Here is an 11,703-nt window from a genome sequence, read left to right on the forward strand (position 1 = left end):
CCTATGCAGCCGCCTTAGGCGACCTTCTTGGCCTTCTCGAAGGCCTCGTCGATGCTGCCCACCATGTAGAAGGCCTGCTCCGGCAGGTGGTCGGCCTCGCCGTTCACGATCATCTTGAAGCCGCGGATGGTCTCGGACAGCGGCACGTACTTGCCGGGCGAGCCGGTGAACACCTCGGCCACGTGGAACGGCTGCGACAGGAAGCGCTGGATCTTCCGGGCGCGGGCCACGGCCAGCTTGTCGTCCGGTGCCAGCTCGTCCATGCCCAGGATGGCGATGATGTCGCGCAGTTCCTTGTAGCGCTGCAGCGTGCCCTGCACGGCGCGGGCCACGTTGTAGTGCTCTTCGCCGACCACGTGCGGGTCGAGCTGGCGCGAGGTCGAGTCCAGCGGATCCACGGCGGGGTAGATGCCCAGCGAGGCAATGTCGCGCGACAGCACCACGGTGGAGTCCAGGTGGGCGAAGGTGGTCGCCGGCGAAGGGTCGGTCAAGTCATCCGCGGGGACGTACACGGCCTGGATCGAGGTGATCGAGCCCACCTTGGTGGAGGTGATGCGCTCCTGCAGGCGGCCCATTTCCTCGGCCAGCGTCGGCTGGTAGCCCACGGCGGAAGGCATGCGGCCCAGCAGCGCGGACACTTCGGTACCGGCCAGCGTGTAGCGGTAGATGTTGTCGACGAAGAAGAGCACGTCACGGCCTTCGTCGCGGAAGGACTCGGCGATCGTCAGGCCGGTCAGCGCCACGCGCAGGCGGTTGCCCGGGGGCTCGTTCATCTGGCCGTAGACCATCGCGACCTTCGATTCGGGGAGGTTCTCGAGGTTCACCACGCCCGATTCGGCCATCTCGTGATAGAAGTCGTTGCCCTCGCGGGTGCGCTCACCCACGCCGGCGAACACCGACAGGCCCGAGTGCGCCTTGGCGATGTTGTTGATGAGCTCCATCATGTTCACGGTCTTGCCCACGCCGGCGCCGCCGAACAGGCCCACCTTGCCGCCCTTGGCGAAGGGGCAGACCAGGTCGATCACCTTGATGCCGGTTTCCAGCAGGTCCTGCGAGGGCGACAGCTCGTCGTACTCGGGGGCCTTGCGGTGGATGGAAGCGGTGAGTTCCTGGCCCACTTCGCCACGCTCGTCGATCGGGCGGCCGAGCACGTCCATGATCCGGCCCAGCGTGGCCTTGCCGACCGGCACCGTGATCGGCGCGCCGGTGTTGGTGACCACGATGCCGCGGCGCAGGCCGTCGGACGAGCCCAGTGCAATGGTGCGCACCACGCCGTCGCCGAGCTGCTGCTGCACTTCGAGCGTCAGGCCGCCTTGTTCGTACTTGAGGGCATCGTAGATCCGGGGCATCTTGTCGCGCGGGAACTCCACGTCCACCACGGCGCCGATGCATTGAACGATCTTGCCTTGAACTGCTGCTTCTTGAGCCATCATCTGCTCCGATAAAAATTGAATCTGGTTGAGGTCGGACCGAGGCTCAGACACCGGCGGCTGCCGCGGCGCCCGACACGATCTCCGACAGCTCCTTGGTGATGCCGGCCTGGCGGGTCTTGTTGTAGACCAGCTTGAGCTCGTCGATCACGCTGCCGGCGTTGTCGGTGGCGGCCTTCATCGCGACCATGCGCGCCGACTGCTCCGAGGCCATGTTCTCGGCCACCGCCTGGTAGGCCAGCGACTCCACGTAGCGCACCAGCAGCTCGTCGATCACGCTCTGCGCATCGGGCTCGTAGATGTAGTCCCACGAGTGCTGGCCCTTCTCCATCTTCAGCGCGTCGGCCGCCAGCGGCAGCAACTGCTCCACCACCGACTCCTGGCGCATCGTGTTGATGAACTTGGTGTAGCACAGGTAGACCGCGCTCAGCTTGCCCTCGGCATAGGCGTCGAGCAGCACCTTCATCGGGCCGATCAGCTTGTCGAGGTGCGGCGTATCGCCCAGCTGGGTGACATGCGAGACCACGCGCGCGCCGATGCGGTTGAGGAAGCCAAGGCCCTTGTTGCCGATGGCCACCGCCTCGACCGCATTGCCGGCCTGCTGCTGCTCGCGCAGCTTGGCGGTCACGGCGCGCAGCACGTTGGTGTTCATGCCGCCGCACAGGCCCTTGTCGGTCGTCACGACGATGAAGCCCACGGCCTTCGCCTCGTTGACCTTCATGAAGGCGTGCGTGTACTCCGGGTTCGCTTGGCCGAGGTTGGCCGCGATGTTGCGGATCTTCTCGCTGTACGGCCGGGCGGCACGCATGCGGTCCTGCGCCTTGCGCATCTTCGACGCGGCCACCATTTCCATGGCCTTGGTGATCTTCTTGGTGTTCTCCACCGATTTGATCTTGCCGCGGATTTCCTTACCGGCTGCCATTGAGACTACTCCTTGGGTCGATCAGGCGAAGGACTTCTTGAAGGAAGTGATCGCCGCCATCAGCTCGGCCTCGGAATCCTTGTCGAGCGCCTTGGCCTGCTCGATCTTGTCGAGCAGCGCGCCGTGGCTGGACTTGAGGAACTGGTGCAGGCCGTGCTCGAAGGGAAGCACCTGCTTGACCTCGAGGTCGTCCATGAAACCCTTGTTGACCGCGAACAGCGAAGCACCCATCAGCGAGATGGGCAGCGGGCTGTACTGCGGCTGTTTCAGCAGCTCGGTCACGCGGGCGCCGCGGTCCAGCTGCTTGCGGGTGGCTTCATCCAGGTCCGAAGCGAACTGCGCGAAGGCCGCGAGTTCGCGGTACTGAGCAAGGTCGGTACGGATACCGCCCGAGAGGCCCTTGATCACCTTGGTCTGCGCCGACGAACCCACCCGCGACACCGAGATACCGGCGTTGATGGCGGGGCGGATACCGGCGTTGAACAGGTTGGTTTCCAGGAAGATCTGGCCGTCGGTGATGGAGATCACGTTGGTCGGCACGAAGGCGGACACGTCGCCGGCCTGCGTCTCGATGATCGGCAGCGCGGTCAGCGAGCCGGTCTTGCCCTTGACCTCACCCTTGGTGAAGGCCTCGACGTAGTCGGCATTCACGCGGGCAGCGCGCTCCAGCAGGCGGCTGTGCAGGTAGAACACGTCGCCGGGGTAGGCTTCGCGGCCCGGCGGGCGGCGCAGCAGCAGCGACACCTGACGGTATGCGACGGCCTGCTTGGACAGGTCGTCATAGATGATCAGCGCATCCTGCCCGCGGTCGCGGAAGTACTCGCCCATGGTGCAGCCCGAGTAGGCGGCGACGTATTGCATCGCGGCCGATTCGGAAGCGGAGGCCGCCACCACGATGGTGTAGTCCATCGCACCGGCCTGCTCCAGAGCGCGCACCACGTTCTTGATCGAGGAAGCCTTCTGGCCGATCGCGACGTAGACGCAGGTCATGTTCTGACCCTTCTGGTTGATGATCGCGTCGATGGCCACGGCGGTCTTGCCGGTCTGGCGGTCGCCGATGATCAGCTCGCGCTGGCCGCGGCCGATCGGCACCATCGAGTCGATGGACTTGAGGCCGGTCTGCATCGGCTGGTCCACCGATTTCCGCGCGATCACGCCGGGGGCGACTTTCTCGATCACGTCCGTCAGCTTGGCGTTCACCGGGCCCTTGCCGTCGATCGGCTGGCCCAGGGCGTTCACCACGCGGCCGATGAGCTCCGGGCCGACCGGCACTTCCAGGATGCGGCCCGTGCACTTGACGGTGTCGCCCTCGGAAATGTGCTCGTACTCGCCCAGGATCACGGCGCCGACTGAGTCGCGCTCGAGGTTCAGCGCCAAGCCGAAGGACGGGGTGCCGTCGGCAGAAGGCGGGAACTCGAGCATTTCGCCCTGCATCGCGTCCGACAGGCCGTGCACGCGCACGATGCCGTCGGTCACCGACACCACGGTGCCCTCGTTGCGGATGTTCGCGCTGACGCCGAGGCCCTCGATGCGGCTCTTGATCAGCTCGGAAATTTCTGCGGGATTGAGTTGCATGACTCTTTCCTTCTTTCGTTAAGGGGGCTGGCGGCCTCAGGCTGCCAGCGCAACTTTCATTTGTTCGAGGCGCGCCTTGACGGAGGTGTCGAGCACCTCGTCACCCACCACCACGCGGATGCCGCCGATCAGGGACGGATCCTGCTCGACGGTGAGCTGCAGCTTGCGGCCGAAGCGCTTTTCGAGCGCGGTGGCCACGCCATTGAGCGCCGCGGCGTCGATGGGGAAGGCACTGAACACCACCGCATCGGACGAGCCGCTCTGTGCATTCGCCAAGGCCCGGAACTGCCTGGCGATCTCCTGCAGGGCGGTGAATCGACCGTTCTCGAGCAGGGCCATCAGGAAGTTGCTGGCGGCGGGGGGCAGCGCGGCACCGTTGGCGCCGGCAATCACGCCCAGCACCTGCTCGGGCGTGGCCTTGGGGTTGTCGGCGAACTGCTGCAGCTCGGGATTGGCGGCGATGGCCGCCACCCTCTCGAGCCAAGCGCCGGCGCCGGCAAGGTCCGTCGAAGACGCCTTGAACAGCGCTTCGGCATAGGGGCGTGCAATGGTGGCGAGTTCAGCCATGGCGTCCGTTTCAGAGTTCGGTCTGCAGGCGCGAAAGCAGATCGGCGTGCACGGCCGGATTCACTTCCTTGCGCAGGATCTGCTCGGCGCCCTTGACGGCCAGCACGGCCACCTGCTCGCGCAGCGCCTCGCGCGCCTTCACGGCCTGCTGCTCGGCTTCGGCGCGGGCGGCCGCCACGATCTTGTTGCCTTCTTCCGTGGCGCGGGCCTTGGCCTCTTCAACGATGGCCTGCGCACGACGTTCGGCATCGGCCAGGCGCTGCGCGGACTCGTTGCGCGCCTTGCCCAGCTCGACTTCCACCCGCTTGTCCGCCTCGGACAGCGCGACCTTGGCCTTGTCGGCCGCAGCCAGGCCTTCGGCGATCTTCTGGGCACGGTCATCCAGCGCCTTTGCGATCGGCGGCCACACGAACTTCATCGTGAACCCGACCAGGATCAGGAACACGATCATCTGGACGATCAGGGTACCGGTAATGCTCACTTTTCACCCTCTCTTTGAGTTTGAAATCCAGCGCAGTTCTTCATGAAAGGAAGCACGCGCGGTTTCGACGAGAAGCCTGCGCTCGATTACTTCGGCAGGTTGGCGATCTGCGAGAGGAAGGGGTTGGCGGTGGCGAACCACAGCGCGATACCGGTACCGATGATGAACGCGGCGTCGATCAGACCGGCCAGCAGGAACATCTTGGTCTGGAGTTCACCCATCAGTTCGGGCTGGCGGGCGGCCGACTCGAGGTACTTGCTGCCCATGATGCCGATGCCGATACAAGCGCCCACGGCACCCAGACCGATGATCAGGCCGGCGGCCAGAGCGACAAAGCTAATAACTTCCATGATGACTCCTAAGGACTTTGGTTGAAGAGAAAAAGAAAAAACGAAAGCGGAACGAACGCGGATCAGTGATGGTCGTGAGCCTGGCCCACGTACACCAGCGTCAGCATCATGAACACGAAGGCTTGCAACGTGATGATCAGGATGTGGAAGATGGCCCAGGCGGTGCCGGCGATGATGTGGCCGAGCGCCAGGAAGATACCCGTGGCCGACAGCGTCCACGCGCCGCCCATCAGGGCGATCAGCAGGAAGATCAGTTCGCCGGCATACATGTTGCCGAACAGACGCATGCCATGCGAGACCGTCTTCGCAACGAACTCGATGATCTGCATGGCGAAGTTGAAGGGATAGAGCGCGATCTTGTTGCCGAACGGTGCAGTGAAGAGCTCGTGCACCCAGCCGCCGGCCCCCTTGATCTTGATGTTGTAGTACAGGCAGATCAGCAGCACGGAGACCGACATGCCCATGGCCACCGAGAGATCGGCGGTCGGCACCACGCGCAGGTAGGCGTGGTGCGGGTCGCCGCCGGCGGCGCCGAAGATCTTGGCCCAGATCGCCGGCAGCAGATCGACCGGCAGCAGGTCCATCGCGTTGAGCATGAAGATCCACACGAAGATGGTGAGCGCCAGCGGGGCGACGAACTTGCGGCTTTCGGCGTTGTGGACGATGCCCTTGGCCTGCTGGTCGACCACTTCGACCAGGATCTCGACGGCCGCCTGGAAGCGGCCCGGCACGCCCGAGGTCGCCTTGCGCGCCGCCAGCCAGAGCAGCCAGCAGCCGAGCACGCCGAGGACGATCGAGAAGAAGAGGGAGTCGAAGTTGAAAACCGAGAAATCGGCAACACCTGCCGGCTTGGAGCTTTGAAGATGGGTCAGGTGGTGAACGATGTATTCACCAGCGGTTTGACCATTTTCCGCAGCGTTTTCAGCAGCCATCCGTTACTCGTCTTTAAATTTTCGGGCGTTTGGGCGCCAGCATTACCGCCACCCACGCCGCCTTCATTGTCACCACCAAGCCCACCAGCATCGCCGGCCAGCTCAGCGCCACTATCAGTCTTGGTGCGGCGAGCAGCATCGCCACCGACAAGACCAGCTTGACCATTTCCCACAAGAAGAATCCGAGCACCGCGGTACCCGCATTCAGCGAAGAAAACCTCCCGGTCAGTCCTCTTGCGAACACCGCGGAAGGGATCACCACCGCGAGTGCGCCGTATCCGGCGGACCACCCCAAATTCTGCCTCCCCGACAAGCCCCAGGCGGCCAATGCCACCAGCAGCCCCGCCGCGACCTGGACCGCAATCACGCGCCATGGCGAGATCAACGGCTTTCGTTCGCGCAACCGCTGGGCCTCCTCGGCGGTCAGCGGCCTGAAGTTGGCATCCGGGTCTTGCATGTCCTCGCGGACATCCACATCGCGGGCGATTGTTTTCATATCGAATGAAGCCCGGATGACGACCCAGAATTTCTACAAAGCCGCTGATTATAAGTAGAAACCCACAGCCCCCTGCCAGCTTCCCGTCAGCTTTGGCAGCGCCCTTGCCCGCGATGCGGGCGCCCTGGGTCCGTATTGGAAAGCGCGGCGCCGCCCCCACCATAATTCCCCATGCACCCGATCGCCGAAGCCCTCCCCGATTCTCTCTGCTATCTCGACGGCGTCTACACGCCGCTGCGCGACGCCAGGATCAGCGTGCTCGACCGCGGCTTCATCTTCGGCGACGGCGTCTACGAAGTGGTGCCGATCTACGCTGGCGTGCCCTTCTGCTTCGAGGAGCACATGGCACGGCTGGACCGCTCGTTGGCCGAGCTGCGCATCGCCAACCCGCTCGCCCACGAAGCGTGGCGCGCAATCGCGATGCACCTGGTCGAGGCCAGCCCCGCCGACCAGCGCGCGGCCGTGCAGGCCCTCTACATCCAGGTCACCCGCGGCGTCGCGCCACGCGAGCATGCGATGCCGCAGGGCCTGGCGCCCACCGTGTTCGTGATGCTGAACCCGATGAAGCCGGTGCCCGACGCGGTGCGCGCCAAGGGCGTGCCCTGCGTCAGCGCGCAGGACTTCCGCTGGCAGAAGGCGCACATCAAGAGCACCAGCCTGCTGGGCGCGGTGCTGGCACGCCAGATCAGCGTGGAGGCCGGCGCGGCCGAGACCATCATGTTCCGCGGCGACTGGTTGAGCGAAGCCTCGTCGAGCAACGTCTGGGTCGTGAAGGACGGCGTGCTGAGCGGGCCGCCCAAGGACGAGCTGGTGCTCGCGGGCATCCGCTACGGCTTGATCGAACGCATCTGCGCCGAGGCCGGCATCCCCTTCTCGCTGCGCCGCATCTCGCGCGACGAGGTCTTCGGCGCCGACGAACTGCTGCTGTCCTCCGCGAGCAAGGAGGTGCTGCCGGTCGTCACGCTCGACGGACAAGCCATCGGCACGGGGCGCCCGGGCCCGGTCTTCCAGGCCATCGATGCCGGCTACCGGCGCGCGAAGGAACGCAGCGCACAGGGTCACGGAGTCCTCTCCGGCGACCCGGTCGACGCACGCAAGGAGTCGCTGATCGAATACCCCTCGAAGTTTCCGATCAAGGTGATGGGCGCCAAGGCCGACGGCTTCGTGCACGCGATCACCCGGATCGCGGAGCAGTTCGACCCGAGCTTCGACGCCGCCACCGTGGAGCTGCGCAGCAGCAAGGCCGGCAACTATCTCGGCGTGACCATTACCGTGACGGCCACCAGCCGCGAGCAGCTTGACGATATCTACCGCGCGCTGACCGCCCACCCGATGGTCAAGGTGGTGCTGTGACGCTCGAGGTCGACTGGCTGGGCCAAGTCGACTATGCGCCCACCTACGCGGCGATGCAGCGCATCGCGCAGGAACGCACGCCCGAGTCGGCCGACCTGCTGTGGATCTGCGAGCACACGCCGGTCTACACGCAAGGCCTGGCGGGCAAGGCCGACCATGTGCTGAGCCCAGGCGAGATCCCGGTCGTGCAGACCGACCGCGGCGGGCAGATCACCTATCACGGGCCGGGGCAGGTGGTGGCCTATCCGCTGATCGACCTGCGGCGCGCGGGCTACTACGTCAAGGAGTACGTGTACCGCATCGAGGAGTCGGTGATCCGGACGCTGATGCATTTCGGGGTGACGGGGCATCGCGTCGGCGGCGCGCCGGGCATCTATGTGCGACTCGACGATCCCTTCTCGCACGCGGCCCTGACCGGCCCGGCGCATCCTGCCGATCCCTTCCGGGGCCTGGGCAAGATCGCCGCCCTCGGCATCAAGGTCAGCCGCCACTGCACCTACCACGGCGTCGCGCTCAACGTCGCGATGGACCTGGAACCCTTCTCGCGCATCAACCCTTGCGGCTACGCAGGCCTGCAAACGGTCGACCTTTCTACAATCGGCGTTCAAACAACCTGGGTCGAAGCCGCGCAGGTGCTGGCCAGCAAGCTCGCCATCCATCTCGCGCCCTGAACCCCGCCCACGCACCATGAGCACCCCCGAAGTCGTCCGCGACGCCCAAGGCCCCGCCACCTACAACCCGCTGGCCAAGCAGAAGGCCGCGGCCAAGCTCTCGCGCATCCCGGTGAAGGTGGTGCAGGGCGAGGTGCTCAAGAAGCCCGAGTGGATCCGCGTCAAGGCCGGCAGCCCCACCACGCGCTTCTACGAGATCAAGCAGATCCTGCGCGAGAGCAACCTGCACACCGTCTGCGAGGAGGCCTCCTGCCCGAACATCGGCGAGTGCTTCGGCAAGGGTACGGCCACCTTCATGATCATGGGCGACAAGTGCACGCGGCGCTGCCCCTTCTGCGACGTGGGCCACGGCCGGCCCGACCCGCTGGACAAGGACGAGCCGCTCAACCTCGCCAGGACCATCGCGAAGCTGCGCCTCAAGTACGTGGTGATCACCAGCGTGGACCGCGACGACCTGCGCGACGGCGGCAGCCAGCACTTCGTGGACTGCATCCGCAACATCCGCGAGCTGTCGCCGCAGACGCAGATCGAGATCCTGGTGCCCGACTTCCGCGGCCGCGACGACCGCGCGTTGGAAATCCTCAAGGCCGCGCCGCCGGACGTGATGAACCACAACCTAGAGACCGCACCGCGCCTCTACAAGGAAGCGCGGCCCGGCAGCGACTACCAGTTCAGCCTCAACCTGCTGAAGAAGTTCAAGGCGCTGCATCCGAGCGTGCCGACCAAGAGCGGCATCATGGTGGGCCTCGGCGAGAGCGACGAGGAAATCCTGCAGGTCATGCGCGACATGCGCGAGCACGACATCGACATGCTGACCATCGGCCAGTACCTCGCGCCCAGCAGCAGCCATCTGCCGGTGCGCCGCTACGTGCATCCCGACACCTTCAAGATGTTCGAGGAAGAGGCCTACAAGATGGGCTTCAGCCATGCCGCGGTGGGCGCCATGGTGCGCAGCAGCTACCACGCCGATCAGCAGGCGCACGCCGCCGGGGTCTGACGGAAGCACGCGAATGAGCGCGATCGACGCCGCGATGGCACGCGAGTTCGGCGTCATCGCCGATCTGATCCACCTGCATGCGCAGGAAGCCCCGTCCCGAACCGCGCTCGCCGATTCCCAAAGCACGCTGGACTACGGCGCGCTCGATGCGCTGATGGACCGCGTGGCCGCGAGCCTGCAGCGCGACGGCTTCCGTGTGGGCGACGCCATCGCGATCTGCGCAGCCCCGAGCACGCACTACGCGGCACTCTTCCTCGGCGCGTTGCGCGCCGGGATCGCAGTCGCGCCGCTGGCGCCGGGCTCCACGCCCGCCAGCCTCGCAAGGATGATCGAGGACGCACAGGCGCGCCTCGTCTTCCTCGATGCCGCGGCGGCCGAGGTGATCGGCGCAGCGGCGAAGGACGCCGCGCCGCGCATCGCGCTCGACGGCTGCGCAGCCGGGCAGGCCTTCGACGCCTGGCTGGCGCCGACGGGAACGCGCCCGCAGCCGGTCGAGTTGCAGCCGTCCTCGCCCTTCAACATCATCTATTCCTCGGGCACGACCGGCGAGCCCAAGGGCATCGTGCAGGGCCACGGCATGCGCTGGGCCCATGTGCAGCGCGGCGCGAAGTACGGCTACGGGCCGGACACGATGGCGCTGCTGTCGACGCCGTTGTACTCCAACACCACCCTGGTCGTCTTCTTCCCGACCCTGGCCTACGGCGGCTGCGTGGTGTTGATGCCGAAGTTCGATGCCGCCGGCTACCTGAAGCTCGCCGAGCAGCACCGAGTGACGCACACGATGCTGGTGCCGGTGCAGTACCAGCGCCTGATGGCGCATCCGGACTTCGACACCTACGACCTCTCCAGCTTCCGCTTCAAGTTCAGCACCAGCGCTCCCTTCGGCGCGGCGCTCAAGGCCGACGTGCTGAAGCGCTGGCCCGGCGGCCTGGTCGAGTTCTACGGCATGACCGAAGGCGGCGGCACCTGCATCCTGGAAGCGCACCTGCATCCCGACAAGCTTCACACCGTGGGTCGGCCGGCCGAGGGCAGCGACATCCGCCTGATTGACGAATCGGGCCGCGAGGTCGCGCGAGGCGACGCGGGCGAGGTGGTGGGCCATTCGGCCGGCATGATGGTCGGCTACCACCGCCAACCCGACAAGACGCGAGAGGCCGAGTGGTTCGATCCGGCGGGCAAGCGCTTCATCCGCACCGGCGACATCGGCCGCTTCGACGAAGAGGGCTTCCTCACGCTCTTCGATCGCAAGAAGGACATGATCATCAGCGGCGGCTTCAACATCTATCCGAGCGATCTCGAAGCCGTGCTGCACGGACACGCGGCAGTGGCCGAGGCCGCGGTGGTCGGCGTGCCCTCGGAGCAATGGGGCGAGACGCCGGTGGCCTTCGTGGTGCGCCATGCCGGCGACGAAACGCCGGGCGATGCGCTGCTGCAATGGGCCAATGCCCAACTGGGCAAGACGCAGCGGCTCGCGCGCCTGCACCTGGTCGACGAACTCCCGCGCAGCGCGATCGGCAAGGTGCTCAAGCGCGAGCTGCGTGAGCGCGACGCCCGCTGAAGCCGAGGCCACCGCAGCCGAGCATGGCGGCGGCCACGGCCTTCTGTGGGTGCTGCTGGCGGTGGCCGTGGTCTTCGCCTTCGTGCGCCCGCGCGCGCCGCTGGACTACCTGAAGCTGGTCGACTGGCAGACGCTTGGCGCCCTGGCCGGCCTGCTGGCCATCACGCAGGGCGTAGAGCGCAGCGGCATGCTGCAGCACGTCGCCTCGCGACTGCTCGCGCGGACCACCGAACTGCGCCACCTCGTCTTCTTCCTCGTCGCGACTGCCGCGGGACTGTCTGCGCTGGTCACCAACGACGTCAGCCTGTTCCTCCTGGTGCCGCTCACCAAGGTGCTGGCGGCACAGGCCCACCTGCCGCTGGCGCGGCTGG

Annotated in this window: 13 protein-coding genes and 1 pseudogene; 6 read left to right on the forward strand and 8 right to left on the reverse strand. The window is 66.1% G+C overall.

Going from position 1 to position 11,703, the window contains the following annotated elements; translation table 11 throughout:
* Window positions 1–14: 14 nt before the first annotated feature.
* The 8 genes from atpD to APY03_RS05845 form a co-directional block, all read right to left on the reverse strand.
* Window positions 15–1,430, reverse strand: coding sequence for a F0F1 ATP synthase subunit beta (gene atpD / locus APY03_RS05810; protein ID WP_068674922.1), 1,416 nt, complete (start codon window positions 1,428–1,430; stop codon window positions 15–17).
* A 46-nt stretch (window positions 1,431–1,476) separates the two neighbouring features.
* Window positions 1,477–2,352, reverse strand: coding sequence for a F0F1 ATP synthase subunit gamma (gene atpG, locus APY03_RS05815; protein WP_068674805.1), 876 nt, complete (start codon window positions 2,350–2,352; stop codon window positions 1,477–1,479).
* Window positions 2,353–2,373: 21 nt separating this feature from the next.
* Window positions 2,374–3,927 carry a F0F1 ATP synthase subunit alpha gene (atpA, locus tag APY03_RS05820; RefSeq protein WP_068674807.1) on the reverse strand — a complete coding sequence of 518 codons (1,554 nt, stop codon included), beginning with the start codon at window positions 3,925–3,927 and terminating at the stop codon, window positions 2,374–2,376.
* Window positions 3,928–3,963: 36 nt separating this feature from the next.
* Window positions 3,964–4,494, reverse strand: a complete 531-nt coding sequence (locus APY03_RS05825; protein ID WP_068674809.1) for a F0F1 ATP synthase subunit delta — start codon at window positions 4,492–4,494, stop codon at window positions 3,964–3,966.
* 10 nt (window positions 4,495–4,504) lie between these two features.
* The gene (locus APY03_RS05830) at window positions 4,505–4,975 is read right to left on the reverse strand and encodes a F0F1 ATP synthase subunit B (protein WP_068674811.1); all 471 of its coding nucleotides are present in this window, start codon (window positions 4,973–4,975) and stop codon (window positions 4,505–4,507) included.
* Window positions 4,976–5,061: 86 nt separating this feature from the next.
* Window positions 5,062–5,325, reverse strand: a complete 264-nt coding sequence (gene atpE / locus APY03_RS05835; RefSeq protein WP_019657641.1) for a F0F1 ATP synthase subunit C — start codon at window positions 5,323–5,325, stop codon at window positions 5,062–5,064.
* 62 nt (window positions 5,326–5,387) lie between these two features.
* Complete coding sequence (atpB, locus tag APY03_RS05840; RefSeq protein ID WP_068674813.1) at window positions 5,388–6,257, reverse strand: F0F1 ATP synthase subunit A; 870 nt, start codon at window positions 6,255–6,257, stop codon at window positions 5,388–5,390.
* A gap of 13 nt (window positions 6,258–6,270) precedes the next feature.
* A complete protein-coding gene (locus APY03_RS05845; protein WP_068674815.1) occupies window positions 6,271–6,753 on the reverse strand; it encodes an ATP synthase subunit I in 483 nt (160 codons plus the stop codon).
* A gap of 171 nt (window positions 6,754–6,924) precedes the next feature.
* Between APY03_RS05845 and APY03_RS05850 the strand changes: the two are divergent.
* The 6 genes and pseudogenes from APY03_RS05850 to APY03_RS43310 all read left to right on the forward strand — a co-directional run.
* Window positions 6,925–7,818 (forward strand): annotated as a pseudogene (locus APY03_RS05850) (D-amino acid aminotransferase); the annotation flags it as partial.
* A gap of 75 nt (window positions 7,819–7,893) precedes the next feature.
* Window positions 7,894–8,106, forward strand: coding sequence for a DUF493 family protein (locus tag APY03_RS43305; protein ID WP_232081359.1), 213 nt, complete (start codon window positions 7,894–7,896; stop codon window positions 8,104–8,106).
* Entirely contained in the window at window positions 8,103–8,777 is a 675-nt protein-coding gene (gene lipB, locus APY03_RS05855) for a lipoyl(octanoyl) transferase LipB (RefSeq protein ID WP_068674817.1), read from the forward strand. Before APY03_RS43305 ends, lipB begins: the two co-directional genes overlap by 4 nt.
* A 16-nt stretch (window positions 8,778–8,793) precedes the next feature.
* Window positions 8,794–9,774 carry a lipoyl synthase gene (gene lipA, locus APY03_RS05860; protein ID WP_068674819.1) on the forward strand — a complete coding sequence of 327 codons (981 nt, stop codon included), beginning with the start codon at window positions 8,794–8,796 and terminating at the stop codon, window positions 9,772–9,774.
* A gap of 34 nt (window positions 9,775–9,808) precedes the next feature.
* The gene (locus APY03_RS05865; RefSeq protein ID WP_083944186.1) at window positions 9,809–11,332 is read left to right on the forward strand and encodes a class I adenylate-forming enzyme family protein; all 1,524 of its coding nucleotides are present in this window, start codon (window positions 9,809–9,811) and stop codon (window positions 11,330–11,332) included.
* A partial coding sequence (locus APY03_RS43310; protein WP_269747362.1) for an SLC13 family permease occupies window positions 11,313–11,703 on the forward strand: 391 nt, incomplete at its 3' end. The genes APY03_RS05865 and APY03_RS43310, both read left to right, overlap by 20 nt.

This window comes from Variovorax sp. WDL1, from assembly GCF_001541225.1.
GTDB lineage: Bacteria > Pseudomonadota > Gammaproteobacteria > Burkholderiales > Burkholderiaceae_C > Variovorax.

Coding starts and splice junctions, on each gene's coding strand:
- atpD (WP_068674922.1), bottom strand. CDS start 1,430: ATGGCTCAAGAAGCAGCAGTTCAAGGCAAGATCGTTCAATGCATCGGC.
- atpG (WP_068674805.1), bottom strand. CDS start 2,352: ATGGCAGCCGGTAAGGAAATCCGCGGCAAGATCAAATCGGTGGAGAAC.
- atpA (WP_068674807.1), bottom strand. CDS start 3,927: ATGCAACTCAATCCCGCAGAAATTTCCGAGCTGATCAAGAGCCGCATC.
- APY03_RS05825 (WP_068674809.1), bottom strand. CDS start 4,494: ATGGCTGAACTCGCCACCATTGCACGCCCCTATGCCGAAGCGCTGTTC.
- atpE (WP_019657641.1), bottom strand. CDS start 5,325: ATGGAAGTTATTAGCTTTGTCGCTCTGGCCGCCGGCCTGATCATCGGT.
- atpB (WP_068674813.1), bottom strand. CDS start 6,257: ATGGCTGCTGAAAACGCTGCGGAAAATGGTCAAACCGCTGGTGAATAC.
- APY03_RS05845 (WP_068674815.1), bottom strand. CDS start 6,753: ATGAAAACAATCGCCCGCGATGTGGATGTCCGCGAGGACATGCAAGAC.
- APY03_RS43305 (WP_232081359.1), top strand. CDS start 7,894: ATGGGCGCCAAGGCCGACGGCTTCGTGCACGCGATCACCCGGATCGCG.
- lipA (WP_068674819.1), top strand. CDS start 8,794: ATGAGCACCCCCGAAGTCGTCCGCGACGCCCAAGGCCCCGCCACCTAC.
- APY03_RS05865 (WP_083944186.1), top strand. CDS start 9,809: ATGGCACGCGAGTTCGGCGTCATCGCCGATCTGATCCACCTGCATGCG.